Raw genomic sequence first — 24,033 nt, 5'->3', positions numbered from 1 at the left:
TAAGCCGTTAAATCGCTTCTTGGTTCTTTTCTCCTGTACGAATTCGGATGATTTGATCAACCGGCGAGATGAAAATCTTGCCGTCTCCAATTTCGCCGGTGCGCGAGGCAGCGATGATTTTGTCTACAACCATATCGACTTGGTCATCTTCAACAACGATTTCGACTTTGAGCTTCTGTAGAAACTCAACGGTGTACTCGGAACCGCGATAGCGCTCGGTTTGTCCTTTTTGACGCCCAAAGCCCCGGACTTCGGAAACAGTCATCCCGACGATGCCGGCGTTGACAAGGGCAATCTTGACTTCGTCTAGCTTAAATGGCCGAATAATGGCTTCTACCTTTCTCAAAGTTCTGGCTCCTTCGTTTTATGTGTTTACTGCTCAACTAGCACTGCATTTTACTATCACCGTCTAGTGCGAGTCTTGTGTAACCGTGAATACTTTCCATAACTTAGATATCACAATGCCGGCACGAAGCCTGAGCCGGCGAGTCCTGAGAACGACTATGTCAGTTGAACCAACCTTCGGAACTCTCAACCGGCACCCCTAGCCGGTTTTGATTGAATCTCACTAAAAAAGGATTTTTCTCAATTTGTATAATATTCAGCTCACGAAGGACTTTTAGTTTTAGGAAACTATATTGAAACATATATTTTTAATACATAACATATAAACGCTAAAGATAAAAAGTGAGCTTAAGAAAAATTAGGGGATATCAATCCAGCTTCATAAAAGATAAATGGTGAAGTCTGCGGCAGTAAAGAGGAATTCTTTCTGTTCTCATCCTCCCTTGCTTCTTCTCACTTTTATTTTTGGATGTGTGCTTGAAAAAATTGGTCGCTGAACAGTCTTTGGAGAGCAACTAGACAATCAGACAATGATTGGGTGCTATAACCCCTCATGTAACTCACATTACTTAATAAGTGTGAGACAGTGCTGCGCGACCTTTTATTTTCAACCAGGTAATTAACAACAAGCTCGCTCTTGATAGAAGGAAGATTCTATAATGACTTGGTTTAATATTGTTGCCAAAAAATGTTCTGTGGCTCAAATGGTGTGGGATAAAAAACCACAACCGCCACAGCTACCAACCTTTATTATGAAAGCGATTTTTACAGCGAGCGGTTTGGGGGATGAGGAGGATGAAAAGCTAGAGCCGGTGGAAATCGATGTAGAGTTGGAAATCTTTGATGAAGTAGATATATCTGAGCGAGATAAGGAATTAGAGAGGGAGGAAATTGAGCAAAACCCTGATGCCGGCACGAAGGCAGAACCCAACCATTTTGAGCTTCATCTTGGGTGGAATTCAGAGAGTTTGCTCGTTGCTGCCGACTAATCGTTGATTGTCTTTTATTAATAACGCGATCGCCTCAACACCCTAGATTTCAGGGTTTCTTTTCTACGTCTTTCAAACGTTGACGTGCCATACTCTTCCAGAGATTGTCCTCCTCCGGGCTACCTCCAGAAAGATAGTTAAGGCAGTTCGTCCATTCCACCAGTGAGGCTAGATTTCTCTTTTGGGCTTCTAATACCTGTGCGAGTAAGCAGTGAGGAGACGCCCATTTGTCCCCTAATTCAATGGCTTTTCGCAAGCTAGTCTCTGCTTCGCCATAGCGAGTTTGCTCAAACCTAGCCCAACCAAAGTTTTTGTACAAGGCGGCTTTCACTCTGGGGTGTTCAGCTCGTTCTAAATTAGGCATGAGTAGATCGACAGCTTTGGCACTGTCTCCATCCAAAATTTGCAAGCGACTTAAGTTACTGATAGCAGCAGTAGCAACATTGTTATCGTTGAGCGTGGTAGCAATCGAGTATTGATTTTTGGCACACTTATAATCTTCCCAAACTTCACAAATCATTCCGAGGCTATAGCGAGCTGCTCCAGAATTAGGGTTGACTTTGAGCGCTAAATTGTAGTACATCTTCGCGCTTTTGTAATTCTTTTCTCCAAGGTTTACAGCACCAAGTGAGACAAAAAAAGAATCTAATTTCGGAAACAAAAAGTGATTAACTAGAACGGGAATTTGAGGAGCGATTAGAGGGAAAGTGATCAATCCTAAAGATAGCAGTGCTGCTTTTAACTTTCGGAAACCAGAGTTAGGCGTGTCTGAAGCTTTAGCAATGCTTTCTAGGCGTTTAGAGATTTCCCAGGTATTTTCTGGCCGGTTCTTAGGTTCCGGTTCCTTCAGCTCATCAATTAAATCTGCTAAACCTTTTGAAAGCGGCGTCCAAGGTTTTAAACCCTTGACACTTTCGCGCCAATTGATGGTTTCTGGATTGGAATCGGTACTAAACTCTTGTGGGGGGATGCCGGTGAGTAAATGCACAAAAGTGCGCCCCAAAGCATAGAAATCTGAGCGTGGCCCTGATTGGCCAATTACTTGCTCTGGTGCTGCGTATCCAGTTGTCCCAACTCTGGTTCCACCGTCATTCCCGACTTTAACCGTGCCAAAGTCTATCAAAGCCAGCCGGCCATTTGGTTTGCGAATGATATTAGAGGGTTTAATATCTCGGTGCAAAAGGTTTTGTTCGTGTACCCGATCCAAAATTTCTGTGAGCTGCTGCAACCAGTCCAGCGCTTCTTTTTTGGAAATCGGGCCGTTATTATCTAACCAATCTGCTAAGTTTTCTCCCTCTATTTTCTCCATAACTAAGCAGGGTAATTGCTTGCCGGTGTTAGGAGAAAATGTGAAATAATCATCCGGCTCAACTCTAGGAATTCCTCGATGCCTTAAAAACATCAAAGCGCGTGCTTCTTCCTTAAACAGACGCATGAGTTCCGGGTTATTGAATTTCAAAACTTTCAGAACCTTTAAGGTTCCCCAGTCATCAACCCCACCCAAATCTTTAACCTCATAAATATCGGTCGGATAAGCTGGGTTGAGTTCCCGCAACGGTTTCACGACGCGATATCGGTCATTGATCAGCAAGCTGGAACCGCAACTCTGGCAAGTTTCCAGATTGTCTGGATTTTCGCAATTAGGACATCTGGGGTTGATGCAGTAACTCACACGCTTATCTCTTCCTTAAGAATCGTGAGCAGTGTACGAATATTGTCCTCGGCATATTTAACTTCCCGTCGAGATTTTCCTTCAAGTTTTGATAAAACTTGCTTTAGACCATTAATCTGATCTTCAACAAATGCTGGGTTGCTATACAGCATTGTTTCCAGTTTTTGCTTCACTAATTTCAAAACATCAGGAAGCTCGTTAATATCTGGCAAACTTTCATTTGGGTTCAATGCATGACTTTTCAAGAGGGCTAATCTTTCAGGTTTTTGCGTTTTAACCACTTCTCGAATTTCATCTATCACTTGCTCCACAAATTGGCTGACTACATACTTCATAATTAACGGCTGAAGCGTAAATAATGTTTCACCTTTTTCCGTTATTTTTTCGATCAGTGACCGCCGATCTAAAGAAGCAAGTGTTGTGAGCAACTCTGAGGGCGAGACAGGAAACAAACTTTCTTCCCTCAAGGTAGTAATGTCTAGGGGATTGCCTTCAATTGCTAACCAATACATAATTTCTTTTTCGGAATCAGACAGTCTCACAAACTGCTGGTCGAGTAAATATCGAATATCTCCCAGAAATAGCGTATTTTTTAAGAAGTCTGCAACATTTCCATTAAACAATTCTTTAATGGTTGAAGACATGATTTTAATGGCTAGTGGATTGCCCCCATAACGCTCAATTAGGGCATTCCATTCGGGCTGCCGGCCTGACAAGCCTTTCTCTCGGATAATTTCTATGGCAACTTCTCCAGAACCGATAAGTGGCAAGGAACGAACTTTTCCTCCTTCAAGCAAAGCTAGATCGGCAGGTTTCTCGGAAGAGACGATCATTAAGCAACTGGTATGGTTGGTTTCTGCAATTCGTTTGAGTAGCTCACCATATCCTTCGTATCCTTTACGATAATGACCGGCTAGCTCTTCACTTTGCAGCACATTTTCAAAATCATCTAAAATCAGCAGACATTTGTGATTGCGTAAATACTCGATCAACCGCGAGACTCGACCGTTGATGTCTGTTAATCCGTCAGGTTTTTTCTGGTTGTATAAAAATTGGGTTAAACCACTTAACAACTCTTCGGCTGTCGGGGCGTTGCGAAGGGACTGCCAAATGACAAAGTCAAACTGTTCCTGAATTTGTTTGGCGATTTGGACAGATAAAGTGGTTTTGCCAATGCCGCCTAAGCCGAGGACTGAGACAAGCCGGCATTTATCTTGCAAGAGCCACTGTTCTAAGGTGGCCATTTCCTGTGTACGCCCATAGAAGACGGGAACGTCTGGTGCTTCGCTCAAATCTCGGCGTTGGGGGAGGGTAACGGGTGCTGAGGAAGCCGGCTGGGAAGAACTTGCATACAGTGCCTGATGTGATCCACCTTGATAGATGGACAGCAGCATATGTTTTAATTCAGCTAATTTGCCTGGGCCGGCACCTGTAATATTGAATTTCCTGTACACCTCACCGAGTCGCTTACGGACAGCAATGTTGCTAATGCCCAACTCTGTTGCGATCTCGGCAGTCGATTGGCCACCAAGGGCCATCTGCAAAGCCTGTAACTCAGCACCAGACACGCCGCGTTCAGCGGTTAACATTTGCAGATATTCTTCGGGAATTGGGGGAATCAAGATAGTCTTCTCGCATTTCAAAAATCTCCACTTTTTATTATATTCTGTTACCTTCAAGCCGCGCACTGGTGAGAGCTTCACTTGGCTTTGTGTGAGCGTAGTCCTAAATTTTAGTGGGATAGTTTTTACAAAATACTTTTGAATACTCATACTTACTTTTATTAAAAAAATATACCTGAACTTTTGGAGTAAAGGTTAACTGATGGGATGCAACTTAAGGAATGTAGCGTATTCATCCGGTAAAATTCGCTACAACGTCGGCTGAATCGCTACGGAAAATTAAAAATCCTCCCGTCGAAAGATTTTACGCAGTAGCAGTGCAAATAGCTGCATCGTACCGGCATCTCCCTATCTCCCTAAACACGTGAGTGACTGTCCCGACAGCCAAATAGCCCTAAAATTTGTTGCCTTGGCGGTTGACAAAGCCCGCAAAGTTTTTATACTTCCTATAGAAAGTTAGGTTATATAACTTGTCAATCATCATACCTGGGTGTTGAATTCTCCAGGATTTGTAGCCATGCGCCCTCACGCACTAAGCGAAAATGCTTGCTGGGAGTCGGTGTTCATTGGAGGACAAAATCCATGTCAATCCCGTTGAGGCTGTGGGATATTTTCATATTTGCTATCAGGATTTTTTCAGAGGCGAAGGCGGACAACCGGCCTAGAACTGGTGTTAGAAAACATCCCTTTAAGTTAACCTTTAGCTACTTAGTCAGGGAGGCAATTGTAAATAAGCCGATACAACCGCAGCAGCTTGGTAGAGTTCAATGTGATAGCTTATTATGGCCGGCTCGTTGTGAGCGAGAAGTAAGGCTGGCAGCCGGCTAGAGTATTTGTGTGATTGGCAGATGCGAACTCACTTTATTGGTTGAATCTGCCGGCTCAAATGTCAGGGAAATTTAAAAATGTGCGCTCTAAGTTTTTGGCACCGCTGCTAACGAATTGGGGTATGCACAGTGACCAATTTTGTTCCATCAGGAAAAGTTGCTTCTACTTGTACCTCATCTACCATTTCAGGCACTCCTTCCATCACATCATCCCGCGTTAGCAGCGTTGTTCCGTAACTCATTAAATCTGCAACAGTGCGGCCATCTCTCGCCCCTTCTAAAATTGCTGCAGAAATATAAGCAACGGCTTCTGGGTGATTCAGTTTTAGCCCTCTATTTTTGCGACGTTCTGCAAGCAAGCCGGCAGTAAAAATTAGTAATTTGTCTTTTTCTTGCGGTGATAGTTGCATTTATAACTCCTTTAATTTTGCCAAACTCGCGGTGGGCGGCTGCTACGCCCTAAAAAGCATGGGCGTAGCAGTTGCCAAACATCTGTAAACCAGTTTCTCACCTCAGAGGTAGACTGGCCACGATATCGGCATAAGAGTCCTGCGGTGAGCCGGCTGACTCCGGCTTCGCCTTGGTGTTCAGCAGTTTGCCACAAAAGGCGGGCTTTTTCTACAATTTCTGGCGTTGCCGGCTGCCCTACCCAAGCCAGTGTTCCGACCACCGGCTGTCCCGCTAAGCCATGCGGACTATTGAACATTTCTTCTCCGCCTGTTAGCTGCTGCCGGTCTATCCACAAAGGTTGTCCTTGCTGCCAAATTTCCGTGTGGGAACGCCAATTTCCTTGCAAAAATTGTTCACCTCTAGCACTGCGACCAAAGCGGGTAATTTCCCATCCCAACCAGCTTGCTTTTAGGTCTAATTCAACTCTTAAATCCTGGCGATAAATTGCACCATTAAAGACAATCGATTCTTGGGGTAGCCATTCTAAATAAGCACCAGCTTCTAGGTGCATTTGAATGTTTTGTCTCGCTGTCTTTTCATTACTGCGATAAATTTTGCCGGCTGCTGCGGTGGTAATTAAGGCGTGAGCATCTGGCTGAAGGTGAAAATCTGAGGATAAGTGATCGCCTCTCACGATGCCGCCGGCGGTGTGCAAAATAATGCTATGACAAACAGCCGGCCCTTCTGGATAAAATGGTCGCTGCACTTTCAAAGGTGCTTGATTTTGATTATGAATTAATTGAGTTGTGCCGGCACGTTTGGCGTAGATTAGACTAAGATTGCCATGCCAGCCGGTGGATAAATTTTCTGCCAGCATCCGGATCATCGTTGGGCTAAAATTACATAAGTAAGGTAGAGACGCAATCGCTCACATCTCCACCGACACTCTCTATTGTCTAACAGATGGCAGCGTCTAGGCTTACACCGCTAAAAATCTTTGTATAATTTCATTACTGAGTTCGCTCGTAGCGCCAGAAGCGACAATTCCGCCTTTTTGCATGGCATAATACCAATCTGCCTGCCGGACAAAATGCAAGTGTTGTTCGACTAATAAAACAGAGATGCCTGTGGCTGCGATGATGCCGCGCACTGCTGCCTCAATTTCTAAAATAATCGAGGGTTGAATGCCTTCCGTAGGTTCATCTAATACCAATAATTGAGGTTTTCCCATCAACGCACGGGCAATGGCTAGCTGCTGTTGCTGTCCTCCGCTCAAGTCGCCACCCATGCGAGAAAGCATTGATTTTAAGACAGGAAATAACTCAAAAATTTCATCAGCAATGGCTTGATTGTGAGTGAGCCGTTTCTCTTGCCGGCTTCTTGCTTCTAAACCCAAGAGCAAATTTTCTTTTACCGTCAAACGCGGGATAATTTCTCGTCCTTGGGGTACATATCCAATGCCTGAACGGGCGCGTTTATCTGGAGATTTGGAATTGATTAAATCGCCGTCAAAAGTTATCGTGCCACTGCGAGGTTTGAGCAACCCCATCACGGTTTTTAAAAGCGTCGTTTTGCCTACGCCATTGCGTCCAATTAGACACACCATTTTGCCCGCCGGCACGCTTAAATCTACATCCCGAAGAATATGACTCTCGCCGTAATAGACATTCAATCCAGCCACTTGCAGCATCATATTAATTTAGCCTCAAGCTACCTCGTAATCGGTCATTGGTTTTCCTAAATACACTTCTATCACACGCGGGTTATTTTGCACTTCTTCAATCGTGCCCTCACACAAGAGCGAACCTTCATGTAAAACGGTTACTTTACGAGCAATTTGCCGCACAAACTCCATATCATGCTCAATGACAATAATCGAGTGACTTTCTGCGAGGGAGAGAAGTAAATTGCCGGTTAATTCTGTTTCTTCATCCGTCAAACCGGCAACCGGCTCATCGACTAACAGTAAATCTGGGGCTTGAGCAACGAGCATTCCAATTTCTAACCACTGTTTTTCCCCGTGAGACAGTAAGCCGGCATGAATATCTGCTTTGGCGACTAACCCAATTGTTTCTAATAACTGATTAACATTTCTCCGTTCAGATATTGGGGGCTTTTTAAACAAAGTCGTCAAGACATTTTTATTGCGGTTGCCGGCTAACTCTAAATTTTCACGAGGCGTTAAATTTAGGTAAACGCGTGGCGTTTGAAACTTTCTGCCGATGCCGAATCGAGCGATTTTATCTTCAGAGAGGGAGCGTAAGTTTTTACCTTTAAATAAAACTCTTCCAATAGTAGGTTTTACTTTGCCGGTGATGACATCTAAAAACGTGGTTTTTCCCGCCCCATTTGGGCCAATAACAACGCGCAACTCCCCAGCATCCATACTAAAATTGAGCTGGTTAAGCGCTTTAAATCCATCAAAACTAACGGTTAAATTTTCAATTTCCAGAATTTTTTCGTTCACACTGTACCTCAGTCGGCTTTTATTTTTTATTCCCCAGTCCCTATCTTTTCTCGTTCCTGCCGCACTTCTGGATCTTCTTCTAGCCTAGGATAGGTGGCGACTTGTTTGCGGAATCCAAAGAACTCCCGGATTTGCTCGATAGCTTGGTAACGAAGCCAACCCACTAAACCATTCGGAAGTACCATTACCACAATTAAAAACAGTGCGCCTTGAAAAAATAGCCAAACTTCGGGTAATTGTTCACTTAACAAACTTTTTGCATAGTTAACAACAACTGCTCCGACAATAGCACCCACTAAACTTGCGCGTCCCCCTACTGCTACCCAAATTACCATTTCAATAGAAAAAGCAATATCCATTGCTTTGGGCGAAATGATGCCGGTTTGTAGCGTAAATATTGCTCCTGAAATGCCGGCTAGTGCAGCGGAGATAGCAAATACTAAAACTTTAAAGCCGGTGGGATTGTAGCCGGAAAAACGCACCCGACTTTCATCATCCCGAATTGCCATCAGCAACCGTCCAAATCGTCCGCTTGTCAGCCATCGGCACAAGGCATAGGCACCTCCTAGTAACAGCACTGTAATTGAATAGAAAACGAGCTGCGTCTTAGGTGCATTCACTTCTGCCCCAAATAAAGTTTTAAAATCTGTTAGCCCGTTGGTTCCATTAATCAGTTGTTGCTGTCCATTAAAAAAGTTGAAAAATACAATCGTTGCCGCCTGCGTTAGAATCGAAAAGTAAACGCCTCGGATGCGGTTGCGAAACACTAAATAGCCGAGTAATGCTGCCACCACTGACGGAATCAGAATCAGGGCAGCCACGGAGAAACCAAAAGAGTAAAAAGGTTGCCAAACCCAAGGCAGTTCAGTTACACCATAAAGCGACATAAATTCCGGAAGCTGAATACTTGAATCAGGGGGAATTTGCAGCTTTAAGTGCATTGCCAAAGCATAACCGCCTAAAGCAAATAAAACGCCATGCCCTAGGCTCAACATTCCTGTGTAACCCCAAATCAAATCAATGCCGAGGGCAGCAATTGCCAGGGCTAAAAATCGCCCCAGCAAATTGAGCCGAAACTCTGTAAGAAGTGCCGGCATTATAAAGATCAGGATCGCAGCAATCACAATAACCGCACCGGCTTCTATCCATAGCGAGTTTTGTTTGGATGTTAGAGAGTGCAACAGTGACGAATTCTCGCTCCTACTTCCCCACTCCTCCGCTTTCTTCCTTCTCAAGGAGAAACGCTCAACTTTTATATTTTCCGGTTTTATATCGTCGTCACTCTCAGTTTCGACTTTCGTACCTTTTTCCCCCTGTTGCATTTTTATTTTCTCCCTGTTAAATATTTTGAATCCTTAAGCATCAACGGTACGCCCTTTTTGCGGAAAAATTCCTGCCGGCTTCACTTGTAAGAAAGCAATAATTAGTGCAAAAACCATTACTTTTGCCATACTTGTTGTTGAAAAAAAGGCAAAAATATCAGCCAAATATGGCACCGGCTTGAACAAAGCTGCTAGTGTACCTGAACCCATTAAGTAACTAACTGTCCCAATCGTAAGTGCAGCTACAATACTGCCGACTAACTTACCAACCCCACCCACGACGACCACCATAAACGTATCTACTACATAATTCTGACCTGTATTTGGCCCGACAGAACCTAATAAACTAATTGCACAACCGGCAACCCCAGCTAGTCCAGAACCGAGTGCAAATGTCAAGGCATCTACCTTTTTTGTGGGAATTCCCAAACACGCGCTCATGTTGCGATTTTGCATCACTGCGCGAATTCGTAATCCCCAAGCCGAACGGTTTAAAAACTGGTAAATTCCTATTACACAAATAACCGTTAGCGCAATAATAAATAGCCGTGCATAAGGCAACCTCAAATTTGTTGCCGGCTCCCACCAACCTCGCAGCCAAGCCGGTGCTGTGACATTGACGTTTTGGGCACCAAACCACGGCTTGATTACGGCTAATTGATAAGTTTGAGCTAAAACTTGAGCAGCCGCCCAGCTAATTCCTAATGACAAAGGTAATATGACGGCAATTGCTCTGTTGCGAACTTGATTTATAATACCTTGCCGGTTTAGCAACCACATTGCCCCAAAAAATAGGAGGCAAAATACCCCAATTCCAACCACAAGTACCCAGTTAACACTGCGGACAAATTGTTGTAAAATCAAGCTAACTCCCCAAGTCGCCAGCAGTGTTTCTAAAGGACGACCGTAAAGGTAGCGAATGACCCCTTTTTCTAAGATTAAACCTGCTAATGCCGTTACTAAGAACGCAGAAATTAATGCAAAGAAAATATATAATTCCGACCAAGGTGTACCCAATATCTTGAAGGCATTTTGCACCACAAAAGTTGTATAAGCTCCCAGCATCATTAACTCGCCGTGAGCCATGTTAATTACGCCCATCAAGCCAAAGATAATTGCTAACCCCAGAGCCGCAATTAATAAGACTGCGCCAATACTTATTCCATTAAATAAACCATCAATGACTTGCAGAGCTAAATTGTTCACGGAATTTTTCTCCGAGTTTTATCTTTTCTTGTGGGGTTCGTTTGTAGTCCACTTAGCCTAGTTTGAAGAGGAAGTAGGAGTTGAATTAACATTAAAAATTCTAGTTTAGTTTTTAACCGCAGATAAACACAGATATTTTATTAAAATTTTCTGTGTTTTATTTGTGAATCTGCGGTTAAAGAACCTAAATTTTTAGATTTTAGGCTTTCTTGTATTTTCCACCTTTTGCTGGATCTGACCAATCACAAGCGAAGCCCTTCGTGTCTTTCACAAATTGATTCCAGGGTAAAGGCTCAACTGCTTTAGCTGTAGAGTAAACAATCTCAAACAAACCATCATCCCTGACTTGCCCTAAGCGCACGACTTTAGCTAAATGATGATTATTGTCTAATGTGACTAATCCTCCAGGCGCATCAAAAGTCTGTCCTAAAGCCGCAGCTCTCACTAATTCTAAATCATCAGGTGTTTTCGCTTTCTCAACGGCTTGTTTCCACAAGTAAACCATAATATAAGCTGCTTCCATTGGGTCATTGGTTACCCGATCAGCCCCATATTTTGCCTTGAACGCTTCCACAAATTTCTTGTTAGCAGGGGTATCTACAGTTTGGAAGTAATTCCAGGCGGCATAGTGGCCTTTGAGATACTCTACACCGATGGCTTTGACTTCTTCTTCAGCAATACTGACCGACATTGTCGGATACTTATCCGGACTCAAACCGGCACCTTGCAATTGTTTGAAGAAAGCAACGTTACTATCGCCATTTAGGGTGTTAAAAATTACGCCGCCATCGGGCAAAGCTGCTTTAATCTTGGTAATCAGCGGCGTTACTTCTGTACTTCCTAGTGTTAAGTAATCTTCACCAACTGTTTCGCCACCTTTGGCTTCTAGCTGGGCTTTAATAATGGTATTAGCTGTGCGGGGAAAAACGTAGTCAGAGCCAACTAAAAAGAACCTTTTGCCTTTATTTTCTAATAGCCAATCAACCGCCGGCTCGATTTGCTGATTTGGTGCGGCACCTGTGTAAAAAACATTTTTGGAGCACTCTTGACCTTCGTACTGCACGGGATACCAGAGCATATGATTTTTCTGCTCAAACACCGGCAGCACTGCTTTACGACTTGCAGAAGTCCAGCAACCAAAAACAGTAACAACTTTATCCTGTTCTATCAGCTTTCTCGCTTTCTCTGCAAAAGTTGGCCAATCTGATTGCCCATCTTCTACAACTGCTTGGATCTGTTTGCCCAGAACACCACCGGCTTTGTTAATCTCTTCTATAGCGAGTTGTTCAGCATCAACGACGCTTTTTTCACTAATTCCCATCGTGCCGGTGAGTGAGTGAAGAATGCCTACTTTGATGGTGTCCCCACTAGCAGCGGCAACTGTTGTAGCGCTTGGAGAGGGAGAAGTCCCTGTCGTCGTGGCATTTGTTCCACTCTGTGTCGGCGATCCGCTACAAGCTTTCAAGAAAATACTGGTTCCTAGAGTTGCGGAACCATAGAGCAAAAATTTACGCCGGCCTAATCGCCTTACCATATCTTTATTAATCCAAAGGATAGATGGACGCTACATATAACGTGTGATAATAAACCTTGCTTCTTACAAAAAATTGTAATCTTTACTACAAAATTCTAATTTTTCTAACAAGTGTCCCAAGACTTAAACTAATTTTTACTATTGGCAAAGCCTTACCAACGCTGAAGTGTGAGCAGTCTAGATGTTCTAATTTCACTTTCTTTTGCACTGTTTATGGATTTTTAATCATTCTACTGCCAGCGCAACCAGCCTTCCCCAGCCTTCGATCTGTTAAGCGATCTTGTAGCTTGGACTACATTATCCTAAAGCAGCTTTTGCTATTTTTTTCGCTATTCATCTCTGTGTCCGGGTGTGAGAAAAATGCATAAAGTTTTGTGGCGATTGTTGCTCATTAGCCCTGCAATTTTAATCTCTGTGCTGGGTGTTTCAATGGCGACAATTGCTGAAGAATCTCCAAAAAAGTTACAAATTCTTGAGTCGCCAATTAAATCTGAGGATAGCGCAATCGAGCCGGCAGCAGTTGAAGAAATGCCCGCACTAAATGAGCCATTAAATCTTGATAGCCCTCAAATAGAAAATGCCGAAACTCCTGTAGAAAATCAGGAAATGGAGCAAGTAACATCTGTTTCCCAACTGTCTGATGTGCAACCGACTGATTGGGCATTTCAAGCTTTACAAAATTTAGTTGAACGATATGGCTGTATCGCTGGATATCCCGATGGAACATTTCGAGGAAACCGCGCCATCACGCGATATGAATTTGCTGCCGGTTTAAATGCCTGTTTGGAAGCCATTACCCAGCTTATTCAGCCAGGGGGAGACTTCGTCACCCAAGAAGATTTAGCAATTCTTAACCGGCTGCTTGAAGAATTTCAAGGTGAGCTAGCTACTCTAAGAAATCGGATTGACGCTTTAGAAGCCCGTACATCGGAATTAGAAGCCAATCAATTCTCTACAACCACAAAACTTGTTGGAGAAGTCGTATTTGCTGCCAGCGACATAATCGGAGAAATCGACACCGGCAGAAACGCAGTACCCACTTTATCTGAGCGAGTGCGGCTCAATTTTATTACAAGTTTCACGGGCAAAGATAGCTTATTAGTTCGCTTATACGCATCGAATACTCCTAATTTAGGTGCTGCTGCCGGCACAAATATGGCGCGACTCCACCCAGATAGAGGTAATGGCAATAATTTCGACATTGATTTAGGTTGGTATAACTTTCCTCTCGGCGACAAAGGCAACGTTTTAATCGAATTTGCCGGCGGTAAACTCGATGATTTTGCCCCATCACTCAACGCCCTAGATTATGGCGGCGCTGCCCTAGGAACTATCTCTCAATTTGGACAGCGTAACCCTATTTATCGGCTGAGTGGTGCCGGTGTAGGTGCGGGAGCCACCTATAATTTCAGCAAAAGATTAGGTGTATCTGTAGGTTATTTAGCCGGCAATTATCTTTCAGGTGGCGATCCGAGTCCTAAACGCGGATTTTTTAATGGGACTTTTGGTGCGATCGCGCAAGTAACTGTGCAACCCACCGAAAGTATAGGTTTAGGTTTGACTTATGTGCGCTCTTATTTTACCGGAGAAGATGTGGCAAATAATAATGTCAGCACTGCCGGTGGAGTTGGCAGCGCCTTAGCAGAAAAACCCTTTGGAGATGTTGCCACTTCATTAGATTCTTATGGCATAGAAGCGACTTGGCGACTCAGTCCCAGATTTGTTTTAGGCGGTTGGGTTGGTAGGACAGAAGCAACTGCTCAAAATAATGCTTTTAGTAATGGAGTGAGAGTTGCAAACCGGGGAGACGAGGCCACGATTTTAAACTGGGCACTTACTTTAGCTTTTCCAGACCTTGGTAAAGAAGGTAGCTTAGGGGGAATTGTCGTGGGAATGCCGCCAAAAATAACCAATAGTGATGTTGCTGAAGATAGAGATTCCTCTTTACATTTAGAAGCGTTTTATCGCTATCAAATTACAGACAATATCGGCATTACCCCAGGTTTAATGGTCATTCTCGATCCTGAACACAACAACGAAAACAAAACGATGTATGTCGGGACACTCCGCACCACATTTACGTTCTAATAAGCTAAATCTGCCACCTTTGTAGGATGGGCATTTTCCCCGTCCTACAAAACAGAAATTAGCTTAGATGATAACGGATAAAGTTAACCACAATTTTTAGTCCTTCCTGACTTTTTAAATTAGCAAAAACAAACGGTTTTTCTCCTCTCATTCTTTTAGTATCGCGTTCCATTACACCCAAGTCGGCCCCAACATAAGGAGCCAAGTCAATCTTATTAATAACTAGCAAATCTGACTTGGTAATTCCAGGGCCACCTTTGCGAGGAATTTTGTCGCCGGCAGCCACATCAATCACATAAATCGTTAAATCAACTAACTCAGGACTGAACGTTGAGGCGAGATTATCTCCCCCACTTTCTACAAATACTAAATCTAAGTCTGAAAACCGCACCTCCAACTGTTCAATCGCCACCAAATTAATCGAAGCATCCTCGCGAATAGCAGTATGGGGACAGCCGCCGGTTTCTACTCCTACAATGCGTTCCTGTTCTAACGCTTGAGAGCGAACCAAAAATTGAGCGTCTTCTTGGGTGTAAATATCATTCGTAACAACCGCAATTTTGTACTGCTGCCGCATCGCCTTGCATAAAGCATCAACTAAAGCAGTTTTTCCCGATCCAACAGGGCCGGCAATTCCTACACGAAATGCACTCATAAGAATTTATACTAATTTACTTTTAAAGACATAAGTTCTTTGGGCGTGGGGCATGGGGCATAGGTGTGAGATGATAAAGGAAAAAATTACGGTTTAGACCATTATTAGCTTTGATATTTTAAGCTTTAAGTAGCAAGATTTTTCTCCGCATCAATATAGTTTAACTGCGTATTGACCACGCTAAATCCAATCTTTTGGTAAAGTGCTTGAGAAACAGCATCGCCGGCAGAAAGCCAAACCAAATCGCCCCCACAGTCAAAATGATCTTGCACCAGAAAGCTGCACAGCGTAGCCGCCACACCCCGCCGACGCATCGAGGGTAATGTCCCGACACCGACAAGCTCACAAAGCCCTTCCAAGGGCGTTATACAGCCACCGCCTGCCGGCATTCCCTCAAGAGTTGCCATCGCGCATCGCCAACTGCCACGCTGCAAATGTTCGCGCAACTGCTCGACCATCTCTGTAGATGGAAATTCATTGGCCTCTCCAGAGTTGAAACTTTCGCTTTGTATGGATAAATACTCTGTGAGAATATCTTTGTCGGTGTTAGTGAGCCGTTGCACCCGCACATCAGGGGCGTTAAATGGTTGGAAATCAGCAGGTGTACACAGCATCAGCGGTTGACGTCCCTGTAGCTGCAAACCGGCCTCTTCTAATGCCCCAGGAAGTGCCGGCCAAAGTGCCTCTATAAACTCAAAGCGGATGGTACGGTGGCGATCAGCAAACACACGCCGCAGTTCTGTCAGTGCTTCAGCAACCTCTCTAGCGCTTCCTAACGGGGCGATGGGAACCGCATAGTTGAGCCAAATCATATCTGTAGACGGATCGAGCAGTGCTTGAAAAGGCCCAACTGTAACCACTTCCCGTCCTTGTGCTGCTACTAAGTTGACACTTTGTGAGATTCGCTTTAATTGAGCAAGTGTGGATTCATCCATGAGTTTTCACCTTTAAAAAATTAGAGAGTTTTAACTACGAAATAGCCGAGTGTAAAGCGTTTCATGGTTCATACTCGCCAGAGACAAGCCCCAACTACAAACGCTTAAATCGTCATCTTCCCAGCATAAAATTTCTTGAGTAGCTGCAATTAAATTTGGATATAAACTCAGTAATAACTGTTGGCCGGCAGTTTGACCGAGGGGAATCAGTTTAACACCGGCACCGATTAAATTGGACGCCCAACTGTGTAGATAACCTAGCACAGCCGCTTCACAATCAATCTGCCAAAATTGAGCCGCGATCCCAAAAGCCATTGCAAAATTACAAGGATTCCCGCAAGCACTCAAGCAAACATCCAACTGCGGCTGCATTGCCCTAAGCAGCCGGTTTAAAGCACTTCCCATCTGCAAACTTTGCTGCCGCAACTCTTCCGTTTCTCTTGCCGCTGTTGCCCAAGCATTCCAATATTTTAAGCCATCCAGATCCCCAACTTCAGCAGCCCGATAAGCACGTACCATCATTGCTGCTTCCAGCCGAATTCCCCCAGATTTTAGAGAGTGCAATATCCAGTTTTCTAAACTCTGCCGGCTGTCAATCGTACCATTACTAACTAGCGTTTCTAGTCCTTCCGAATAGCTATAAGCTCCCACTGGCAACGTCGGACTCGCCAACTGTAACAAATTTAAAAGTGCTAAATTATTTAACATGAATGGGGAATGGGGCATTGGGCATAGTTAACAAATAATAAACAATACTCTCTAACTCTCCCCCACTCGGCACTCAATGACTATGCCCATAAGCACCGGCTTCCGGCTGAAAGGGCGATATTTCCTCCCGCACCTCAATCCCCAGTTGCTCTAGCATTGACCGCAGTACCGGATCGGGTGCTAATTTTAAATAAGTGGATGTGATTTCTAAAGGCACATGACGATTGCCCAAATGATAGGCAGCACGCAACAAATCTAAGGGAGTTTGACCGCTCACAGTGTACACCGGCTCTGGTTTGGCCACAACTCGCACGAACTGCTCACCATTTGCCGGTTGCAAAAGATCGCCATCGTGTAACACCGTTCCTCGTGGCAGTTGCAGCGATACTGATAGCTCAGGCGTTTCCAGCCGGTAGCGGCTACGACAGCGTTCCTCGGCTGTGAGAGCAAGGGTTAACATCACAATTGCCCCTGGGTTTGCCGGCAACCGTTGTGTGAGCGTTAACATCACGAGTGCGGGTGTAGGATAATCTGACATGGCTCAATAATTCTCTCAATTTTCTCAATCATTTCGCAAAAGCCGGCACAAAAGACAAGAGCGATCACACACCCTGAGAAGCTGAGCCAGTGATAAGTATCACCAATCCTGCCAGATTTAGATCGCCAGTTACTAGAGATTTACCTCACAAATGTTGCAGGTAAGTGTCACAGCGTTTTACAGATTTTAATCACAGGATTATGCAGAAAAATGACGCATTATAGAGGTGTTGAGTTTTATATAACATCATGCAGTTTTTAAATCCCCTACCACAATTTAGCCTTACGGAAATCTCTTTCGAGGTTTGGGAAACTGGTACATTAAAGGTATGTCAGAGAGAGGAGATCCGAGCGCTCTTATTGACTGATCGTATCAGTACCCAAGACTATAGGCTGATCAACCGCTTGCTCTACGCAGTGCGCCGGGGATGGCTGGGTCTGGCAGATTAAATCGAAAAAACCTCCCTAAAGAACGAGTGCTAGACTTCTATTTATGAATTTAACTTTATACTAATTTGAATGAGTGGTAACACTCCTGTGATGGGGGGAGGAAATCAAATGTTTAATGGCACAGAACTCCTGATAAGCGCCTTTGTTGAAAAATTGCAGACTGGCTACAAACGCACCTACGGGGGGTACAAGCCAGACTATGCAGATATTATTGCTTGGGCCGGCAACATGGCCTTAGAAAATATCGCAAACAGCGACGCCCTTTATCACAACGTCGAACATACAATCTTAGTCACCTTAGTCGGGCAGGAAATTTTGCGAGGCAAGCACATCCGTGAAGGAGGGGTTTCCTGCGAAGATTGGCTGCACTTCACTATTTCTTTGTTATGCCATGACATCGGATATGTTAAAGGTGTTTGCCGGCAAGACAAAGACGCAGAAAGGTTATACGCCACCGGCATTGATGGCAAATTAGTGAACTTGCCGGTAGGCTCAACCGATGCCAGTCTTACACCTTATCATGTGGATCGGGGCAAACTTTTTATTAACGAAAGGTTTGGGGGTCACCTGCTAATAGATGCTGAGGTGATCAAGGGTAATATTGAACTCACGCGTTTCCCTGTACCCAAAGATGAAGATCATCAAGATACCATCAACTATCCGGGACTGGTTCGCGCTGCCGATCTGATCGGTCAGTTAAGCGATCCGCGCTACTTACAAAAGATTAGCGCTCTCTTTTACGAATTTGTAGAAACCGGCCAGGATAAAATATTAGGATATCGCCATCCCGGAGATTTACGAAAGAACTACCCGAAGTTTTACTGGAACGTTGTTTATCCTTACATTCAGGACGCACTTCTTTATTTAGACCTTACGCAAGAGGGAAAACAAATTCTCGCTAACCTCTATGCGAATGTATTCCGGGTGGAACATGAAACGCCGTCGCCAGCAAAGGTGGCAGTTGCTGCCTAGACAGACTGGAAAAAATCAAAATTAGATACTTCATATAAAAGTCGCCCGTTTTCTAATCAAGAACGGGTTTTTTATTTCCAGTGAAATAATGGTGCCGGCAGGTAGCGATTTCACGCCGGAAGTGAGAAACTGGTGTCATGTCGGCGAGACTCACAAACCTGCCCCTGTTAGCCGTACGATTAATTCTAATGCCGGCCATAATTGGGAATGATAAGCGTAACGCCGATGACACACAAATACCTATAAGAGGATACCGATGATTCCAGGGGAAATTATTGCCCAAGACGGGGAAATTGAATTAAATTCAGGACGTAACACCGTACGGTTGCCTGTCGCTAACACCGGAGATCGCCCCATTCAAGTGGGTTCCCACTTCCACTTTTATGAAGTGAATGAGTCTTTAAATTTTGAACGTGAAACCGCACGAGGAATGCGCCTTAATATTCCTGCCGGCACAGCAGTCCGGTTTGAGCCTGGGGATGAAAAAGAAGTTGAATTAGTCTCCTTTGCTGGCAGCCGTCAAGTCTACGGCTTCAATAGCAAAATCAATGGATATTTGTCATAATTTTCCCATCTCATCAAAAATTGTTTTGAGGAAACTTTATGTTACCTAAGTTACAAGCCTTTAATTTAGATTTTTTGAATACCTTAAAAGGAGTGGTTTCTATATTAAGAGATCCCTCTCAAACAGATTCCGTTTACGATATAGAAGATGGACTGCGTCATACCAAAGCTACTCAACTAGCAGTTGAGTATGTCAAATCTAAGCCTGAAGTTGCCCAGATTATTCAAGAACGTTATCTTGCCCCATCCCCAGATATCGAAGCTTTACTAAAATATCCTGAAAACTCCTTGGGATATGCCTACGCATCTTATATCAAAGAAGCGGGATTTGATCCCAACTTTTATCGCAAACTAAAAGTTGAAGATGACGTCAGCTACATTGTTTTACGCATCCGGCAAACCCATGATATTTGGCATATCGTGACAGATTTCTCTGTCGATGTTGTGGGAGAATTAGGACTGAAAGCTTTTGAGCTTGCTCAAACGCGTAGAACCATGTCAGCCGTCTTATTAGCGGGTGGTTTATTGAGTACCCTATTCAAAGCGCCAGAAGGATTAGATAGTTTGCTAGATCGCATTGCAGTGGGATATAGAATGGGAGCAAAAGCAAAACCCTTCTTAGCCCAAAAGTGGGAAGAACATTGGGATAAACCTCTATCAGAATGGAGGAAGGAATTAGGTGTTGAGCCGATGTCAGTTTATGTTCCCTAGCCGTCTAGATAAGCTTCCTAACGGCAATGACCCGGAAACTAGGCATCAGCAAAGCTTTTCTTGCCCCGAATTTCTCTAGAAATCTAGGGGCATAATTCTTAACATTTCCTTAAAATGAGTAAGCTGTTATGAAGATTGCATTTATTATTTATCAAGGCATGACTGTTTTAGATTTTGTTGGCGTTTACGACCCGCTAATTCGCCTAAAAACAATGGGATTTATGCCTGAATTATCCTGGGATATTTGCGCGATTTTTCAAGAAGTGAGTGATGAAAATGGGTTGCGACTTTTGCCGACAAAAATCAATGAATCGATTCAAGAATACGATATGATTATTGTACCGGGTGGAGTTAGAACACATTTACAAAAATTAGTTAGCAGCACTCATTTTATTGAATGGTTGAGAACGGCACATAGCATCCCCCTAAAAGCTTCAGTCTGTACCGGCTCTCTTTTATTAGGTGAAGCCGGCTTTTTAAAAGGAAAGAAAGCAACCACTCATCCCAGTGCTTTCAATGAACTTAAAAAATATTGTGAATCTGTTGTTGCAGACAGAATCGTTGATGAAGGGGATGTGATTACAGCAAGAGGTGTAACTTCATCCATTGATTTAGGATTATATTTGTGTGAAAAGTTGGCCGGCAGCGAAGTCAAAGACAAAATTCGTCAGCAGATGGACTACCAACAAGTTATTGGATAAGAGGAAGAAGGAAATGAACACTCAAGGCAACTTACGAAGTGATCTGTATTCAGCATTCTATCAAACTGATACATCTGAAGTGATTAAATTTGTACAATGGTTAGCCGGTGCTTATGAGATTTCAGAGCCGGTAAAGATTCTTGATATTGGCTGCGGCACAGGTCGAATGCTGCGTGAGTTTGGCACAATTGGTTGGGAAACAGTCGGAATGGAACCTGATCCAGATTATATTACACAAGCCTTACTCGTCGCAGAAGAATTTGAAAATGTTAGCGTTTTGCCGAAAGGGTTCGTCGGCATTCAGGAAATCGAAGAATTTAATATAATTGCAGCCATCAACGGCCCTTTTTCGTATCTGATTAAAATAGAAGACCGAATTGAAACGCTGCGACGAATGTTTCAAGCATTGAAACCGGGTGGCATTCTTTTTCTCGATCTCGCTAACTTCTTGTGGATTCTGAATAACTTTAAAGATCGTACAGCAAGAACAGCAACCAGAGATGGAAAAACCATTAATTTAGTTGTGCATCATTCCGCAGATTTTCATAACTGTATTTTTACGGCTGAAGAATTGTTTTTTTGGGACGATCCTGAAGAAGGCCAAGTTAGAATTAATGAAACGCATCAGTTTGCGATAACGTCCCTTTCAGAATTGCTCTATCTCATTAAAAACCAAGGATTCACAAAAATCAAAACTTACACCAGTTACAAAGCACGGAAGAATGAAAAAATTACTGGCCCTCGATTAATGATTTCCGCTCAAAAACCGAAATAAGTGTCAGAAATAAAATAATTTTAGTAAAAAATTAGAAGGATGCTAGAATAAACAGCAAAATTTAAATTTATTATACCTAGAAAAAATTATTATTTTAAGTGTGAATAGGAGTGAGCATGAGTTATCGCATGGATCGCCGCGCCTACGCAGAAACCTACGGCCCAACTGTAGGTGATCGCATCCGCTTAGCTGATACAGAATTATTTATCGAAGTCGAACAAGACTTTACAACCTACGGCGATGAAGTCAAATTTGGCGGCGGTAAAGTTATTCGAGATGGCATGGGACAATCCCCCATATCTAACGCTGATGGTGCCGTTGATCTCGTGATTACCAATGCCTTAATCCTCGATTGGTGGGGAATTGTGAAAGCCGATATTGGCATTAAAGATGGAAAAATATTCAAAATTGGAAAAGCTGGCAACCCCTACATTCAAGACAATGTAGATATTATCATTGGCCCTGGAACCGAAGCCGTTGCCGGCGAAGGGATGATTCTGACAGCCGGCGGCATTGACAGTCACATTCACTTTATTTGTCCTCAGCAAATCGAAGTCGCCATTGCATCCGGCATCACCACCATGATCGGCGGCGGAACCGGCCCTGCCACCGGCACAAATGCCACCACCTGCACCCCCGGTCCTTGGAACATTTACCGAATGCTACAAGCCGCCGACGCCTTCCCCGTTAACCTGGGGTTTTTGGGCAAAGGCAACAGTTCCCAACCGGCAGGACTCACCGAACAAATCGCCGCCGGCGCAATGGGACTGAAACTGCATGAGGACTGGGGAACTACTCCTGCAACCATTGACACCTGCTTAAATGTTGCCGATGAACAGGATGTGCAAGTTGCCATTCACACCGACACCCTCAACGAAGCCGGTTTTGTTGAAACCACCATCGCCGCCTTCAAAAACCGCACCATCCACACCTATCACACCGAAGGTGCCGGTGGTGGACACGCACCCGATATTATCAAAGTGTGCGGCCAAGCTAACGTTCTCCCCTCTTCTACAAACCCTACACGTCCTTACACCGTAAATACATTAGAAGAACATCTCGATATGCTCATGGTATGCCACCACCTTGATCGCAGCATACCCGAAGATGTTGCCTTTGCCGAGTCGCGCATTCGCCGCGAAACGATCGCCGCTGAAGATATCTTGCACGACTTAGGCGCATTCAGCATGATTGCCTCAGATTCCCAAGCAATGGGACGGGTTGGAGAAGTGATTATTCGCACTTGGCAGACAGCGCACAAAATGAAAGTGCAACGCGGAAACCTCAACTCAGAACCGGCAGACAACTTCCGGGCAAAACGCTACATCGCCAAGTACACGATTAACCCTGCGATCGCCCACGGCATTGCAGAACACGTCGGTTCCGTTGAAGCCGGCAAACTCGCAGACTTGTGTCTGTGGAAACCGGCCTTTTTTGGCGTCAAACCAGAAATCGTCATCAAAGGCGGCATGATTGCCTGGTCGCAAATGGGAGATGCCAATGCTAGCATTCCCACACCGCAGCCGGTTCAGATGCGCCCGATGTTTGGCAGTTATGCCGGCGCGAGAACATCCACATCTCTAACCTTTGTTTCTCAAGCTGCCTTAGACTTGAATATTCCCAGCCAGCTAAATTTGCAGAAAAAGACAGTAGCGGTTTCAGGAACGCGCCGGCTGACTAAGCGAGATATGAAGCTCAACGACGCACTTCCCCATATAGAAGTTGATCCAGAAACCTATGAAGTGAGGGCAGATGGCGAATTGCTAACTTGCGAACCGGCAACCGTCTTGCCATTAGCCCAACGCTACTTTCTTTTCTAGAAACACCAAATCCAAAGAATATTTTTATGCAACATTGTTCAATGCTTATTACTTGATTTTACCATCAACCATTGAGGTTTTGCAGAAGTTAATTGTTTGAGTTTTAAACTCGCAGATGTAGGCCCAGTCTACAGCGCCGGCATACATAAGTAAAAGCACACAACCTTAACAGTCAAATAAACCTCCAGTCGTGATTGGCAAAGAATCTGAAGGATCGGAGTCAGTTCGCCCACTGCCGCGATTGGCAAAACGGTTGCTACCACCGGGATGATCCTGATCATCTTGATCACTTTTTGCTTGAACCGGCAACGGATCAGACTCAGTTCGCCCACTGCCGCGATGGGCAAACCGATTGCCACCACCGGGATGATCCTGATCATCCTTAGCATTTTTTCCTTCAACATCAACACGCCCACTGCCACGATTAGCCCGCCGGTCATCACAACCCGGACGATCATCGCAGCGATCCTTCGCAGTTTGCACCTGAGAAAAACCCACTTTTTGAGTGGAATCAACTTGATATCCTTCAGACAGGCGAAACTCAACACCCTGAAAATTAACAGCACCACCAAGCAGTAATAAACCCGATAAAGCAATTTTGTAGATGCCCATAAGAAATAATCCATCAAGTAACTTTCTGCTACTTGATTCCGAAAATCCCTTGCAGCATCTGGAAAAACCGCTTTTTTCTAAGCCACTTCCTTATGCGTCTACCATTTGGCTGCCCCACAATTCCCAATTCG

Annotated in this window: 24 protein-coding genes; 9 read left to right on the top strand and 15 right to left on the bottom strand. The window is 44.2% G+C overall.

Annotation, left to right across the window (positions count from 1 at the left end; genetic code table 11):
- Nucleotides 1-7: 7 nt before the first annotated feature.
- Nucleotides 8-346 carry a P-II family nitrogen regulator gene (locus tag H6F56_RS13345; protein ID WP_190668904.1) on the bottom strand — a complete coding sequence of 113 codons (339 nt, stop codon included), beginning with the start codon at nt 344-346 and terminating at the stop codon, nt 8-10.
- Between the two features lie 658 nt (nt 347-1,004).
- Here H6F56_RS13345 and H6F56_RS13340 point away from each other — a divergent pair.
- Nucleotides 1,005-1,334 (top strand): hypothetical protein, encoded by a 330-nt coding sequence (locus H6F56_RS13340; RefSeq protein ID WP_190668902.1) that lies wholly within the window; start codon nt 1,005-1,007, stop codon nt 1,332-1,334.
- 49 nt (nt 1,335-1,383) lie between these two features.
- Here the strand turns inward: H6F56_RS13340 and H6F56_RS13335 are convergent, their stop codons facing one another.
- Together H6F56_RS13335 and H6F56_RS13330 are read right to left on the bottom strand one after the other, a co-directional pair.
- Nucleotides 1,384-3,006, bottom strand: a complete 1,623-nt coding sequence (locus H6F56_RS13335; RefSeq protein WP_190668900.1) for a protein kinase domain-containing protein — start codon at nt 3,004-3,006, stop codon at nt 1,384-1,386.
- Nucleotides 3,003-4,709, bottom strand: a complete 1,707-nt coding sequence (locus tag H6F56_RS13330) for an NB-ARC domain-containing protein (RefSeq protein WP_309236522.1) — start codon at nt 4,707-4,709, stop codon at nt 3,003-3,005. The genes H6F56_RS13335 and H6F56_RS13330 overlap by 4 nt, the downstream gene beginning before the upstream one ends.
- Nucleotides 4,710-5,210: 501 nt before the next feature.
- Here H6F56_RS13330 and H6F56_RS13325 point away from each other — a divergent pair.
- Nucleotides 5,211-5,456, top strand: coding sequence for a hypothetical protein (locus H6F56_RS13325; RefSeq protein ID WP_190668899.1), 246 nt, complete (start codon nt 5,211-5,213; stop codon nt 5,454-5,456).
- Nucleotides 5,457-5,562: 106 nt separating this feature from the next.
- Here the strand turns inward: H6F56_RS13325 and ureA are convergent, their stop codons facing one another.
- The 7 genes from ureA to urtA all read right to left on the bottom strand — a co-directional run bounded on the left by ureA (nt 5,563) and on the right by urtA (nt 12,374).
- A complete protein-coding gene (ureA, locus tag H6F56_RS13320) occupies nt 5,563-5,865 on the bottom strand; it encodes an urease subunit gamma (protein ID WP_190668898.1) in 303 nt (100 codons plus the stop codon).
- An 11-nt stretch (nt 5,866-5,876) separates the two neighbouring features.
- Nucleotides 5,877-6,722: an urease accessory protein UreD gene (locus tag H6F56_RS13315; RefSeq protein ID WP_199312807.1), complete on the bottom strand. Its 846-nt coding sequence runs from the start codon at nt 6,720-6,722 to the stop codon at nt 5,877-5,879.
- Nucleotides 6,723-6,824: 102 nt separating this feature from the next.
- Nucleotides 6,825-7,535, bottom strand: coding sequence for an urea ABC transporter ATP-binding subunit UrtE (gene urtE / locus H6F56_RS13310; protein WP_190668954.1), 711 nt, complete (start codon nt 7,533-7,535; stop codon nt 6,825-6,827).
- 15 nt (nt 7,536-7,550) lie between these two features.
- The gene (gene urtD, locus H6F56_RS13305) at nt 7,551-8,312 is read right to left on the bottom strand and encodes an urea ABC transporter ATP-binding protein UrtD (RefSeq protein WP_190668895.1); all 762 of its coding nucleotides are present in this window, start codon (nt 8,310-8,312) and stop codon (nt 7,551-7,553) included.
- Nucleotides 8,313-8,338: 26 nt separating this feature from the next.
- A complete protein-coding gene (gene urtC, locus H6F56_RS13300) occupies nt 8,339-9,634 on the bottom strand; it encodes an urea ABC transporter permease subunit UrtC (RefSeq protein WP_190668893.1) in 1,296 nt (431 codons plus the stop codon).
- A 33-nt stretch (nt 9,635-9,667) separates the two neighbouring features.
- Complete coding sequence (urtB, locus tag H6F56_RS13295) at nt 9,668-10,825, bottom strand: urea ABC transporter permease subunit UrtB (RefSeq protein ID WP_190668952.1); 1,158 nt, start codon at nt 10,823-10,825, stop codon at nt 9,668-9,670.
- Nucleotides 10,826-11,039: 214 nt separating this feature from the next.
- Nucleotides 11,040-12,374, bottom strand: a complete 1,335-nt coding sequence (gene urtA, locus H6F56_RS13290) for an urea ABC transporter substrate-binding protein (RefSeq protein WP_190668891.1) — start codon at nt 12,372-12,374, stop codon at nt 11,040-11,042.
- A 360-nt stretch (nt 12,375-12,734) separates the two neighbouring features.
- On the opposite strand from urtA, the gene H6F56_RS13285 reads away from it, so the two are divergent.
- The gene (locus H6F56_RS13285; RefSeq protein WP_190668889.1) at nt 12,735-14,462 is read left to right on the top strand and encodes an iron uptake porin; all 1,728 of its coding nucleotides are present in this window, start codon (nt 12,735-12,737) and stop codon (nt 14,460-14,462) included.
- Between the two features lie 58 nt (nt 14,463-14,520).
- Here the strand turns inward: H6F56_RS13285 and ureG are convergent, their stop codons facing one another.
- From ureG to ureE, 4 genes are all read right to left on the bottom strand, one after another.
- A complete protein-coding gene (ureG, locus tag H6F56_RS13280; RefSeq protein WP_190668887.1) occupies nt 14,521-15,117 on the bottom strand; it encodes an urease accessory protein UreG in 597 nt (198 codons plus the stop codon).
- 125 nt (nt 15,118-15,242) lie between these two features.
- Nucleotides 15,243-16,052 (bottom strand): GNAT family N-acetyltransferase, encoded by an 810-nt coding sequence (locus tag H6F56_RS13275; protein WP_190668885.1) that lies wholly within the window; start codon nt 16,050-16,052, stop codon nt 15,243-15,245.
- Nucleotides 16,053-16,082: 30 nt separating this feature from the next.
- Entirely contained in the window at nt 16,083-16,778 is a 696-nt protein-coding gene (locus H6F56_RS13270) for an urease accessory protein UreF (RefSeq protein WP_242031987.1), read from the bottom strand.
- Nucleotides 16,779-16,833: 55 nt separating this feature from the next.
- Nucleotides 16,834-17,268: an urease accessory protein UreE gene (gene ureE / locus H6F56_RS13265; protein WP_190668948.1), complete on the bottom strand. Its 435-nt coding sequence runs from the start codon at nt 17,266-17,268 to the stop codon at nt 16,834-16,836.
- Between the two features lie 587 nt (nt 17,269-17,855).
- Between ureE and H6F56_RS13255 the strand changes: the two genes are divergently transcribed.
- The 6 genes from H6F56_RS13255 to ureC all read left to right on the top strand — a co-directional run bounded on the left by H6F56_RS13255 (nt 17,856) and on the right by ureC (nt 23,290).
- Nucleotides 17,856-18,719 (top strand): Npun_R2479 family HD domain-containing metalloprotein, encoded by an 864-nt coding sequence (locus H6F56_RS13255; protein WP_190668946.1) that lies wholly within the window; start codon nt 17,856-17,858, stop codon nt 18,717-18,719.
- A gap of 256 nt (nt 18,720-18,975) precedes the next feature.
- Nucleotides 18,976-19,284, top strand: a complete 309-nt coding sequence (locus tag H6F56_RS13250) for an urease subunit beta (RefSeq protein ID WP_190668881.1) — start codon at nt 18,976-18,978, stop codon at nt 19,282-19,284.
- Between the two features lie 38 nt (nt 19,285-19,322).
- On the top strand, nt 19,323-19,994 hold the full coding sequence (locus tag H6F56_RS13245; protein ID WP_190668879.1) for a Coq4 family protein: 672 nt from the start codon (nt 19,323-19,325) through the stop codon (nt 19,992-19,994).
- Nucleotides 19,995-20,122: 128 nt separating this feature from the next.
- The gene (locus tag H6F56_RS13240; protein ID WP_190668878.1) at nt 20,123-20,695 is read left to right on the top strand and encodes a DJ-1/PfpI family protein; all 573 of its coding nucleotides are present in this window, start codon (nt 20,123-20,125) and stop codon (nt 20,693-20,695) included.
- Nucleotides 20,696-20,708: 13 nt separating this feature from the next.
- Nucleotides 20,709-21,470 (top strand): class I SAM-dependent methyltransferase, encoded by a 762-nt coding sequence (locus H6F56_RS13235; protein WP_190668876.1) that lies wholly within the window; start codon nt 20,709-20,711, stop codon nt 21,468-21,470.
- A gap of 116 nt (nt 21,471-21,586) precedes the next feature.
- Entirely contained in the window at nt 21,587-23,290 is a 1,704-nt protein-coding gene (gene ureC, locus H6F56_RS13230; protein WP_190668873.1) for an urease subunit alpha, read from the top strand.
- A gap of 165 nt (nt 23,291-23,455) precedes the next feature.
- Here ureC and H6F56_RS13225 read toward each other — a convergent pair whose 3' ends face one another.
- Nucleotides 23,456-23,902, bottom strand: a complete 447-nt coding sequence (locus tag H6F56_RS13225; protein ID WP_190668872.1) for a hypothetical protein — start codon at nt 23,900-23,902, stop codon at nt 23,456-23,458.
- Between the last annotated feature and the right edge of the window lie 131 nt (nt 23,903-24,033).

The organism is Microcoleus sp. FACHB-672, assembly GCF_014695725.1.
Classification (GTDB): domain Bacteria; phylum Cyanobacteriota; class Cyanobacteriia; order Cyanobacteriales; family Oscillatoriaceae; genus FACHB-68.
This window is presented reverse-complemented; position numbering and strand designations above follow the sequence as displayed.